Here is a 723-nt window from a genome sequence, read left to right on the forward strand (position 1 = left end):
GCTCGACGTGGTTGCGGTCCCTGTAGCGCCGGAAGTCGCAGGCGGACGGCTCACGGCGGTTCGCCTTGGGTGGGATAATTGGCAGGATACCGCGGCAGAGTAGATCTTCGCGCACGGCATCACCGTCGTAGCCCTTGTCGGCGAGCAAAGCTTTGGGCTTGGGCACGGGCATGTCGAGCAACGCGGGCACAGCCCGGTAATCGGACGCTTCACCGCCGGTCAGGACGAAGCCAAGAGGGCGTCCTTGACCGTCACAGCGGGCGTGGATTTTGCTCGTAAAGCCGCCGCGGCTTCGACCAAAGCCTTCCTTGCAGGTCCCCCTTTAGCGCCCGCTGCTTGAGAATGGCCGCGAACGATTGTGCTGTCGATCATGTGTTGCCAGTCGTCGGTAAGCCCGAGATCGACCAGCGTCTCGAGTATCGCATCCCACACGCCCTGCTCGGCCCATCGCCGGAAACGGACATAGACCGAGTTCCACTTTCCATAGCGCTCATGCATGTCGCGCCAGGGGCAACCAACCCGCAAAACATGAAGCATCCCATTCAGGAACCGCCGATTGTCGTGCGATGGCCGCGCTTTGCGGCCTCGCTCGGAAGGCAGAAGCTCCCCGATGATCGCCCACTCCGCGTCCGACACATCCCCTCGACCCAACGCCGCCTCCAAAAGGCAGTCTTGAATCAGAGATCAGGCGGCTTGGGAATCCACTATGTCAACACGGCCTAG

General features: G+C 62.1%; 1 pseudogene. It reads right to left on the bottom strand.

Annotated elements, in window-relative coordinates:
- Positions 1–651: pseudogene (locus tag QP045_RS21465) on the bottom strand (IS5 family transposase); the annotation flags it as partial.
- Between the last annotated feature and the right edge of the window lie 72 nt (positions 652–723).

Origin of the sequence: Sphingomonas sp. 3-13AW (assembly GCF_049311085.1) — a bacterium.
Lineage (GTDB): Bacteria > Pseudomonadota > Alphaproteobacteria > Sphingomonadales > Sphingomonadaceae > Sphingomonas.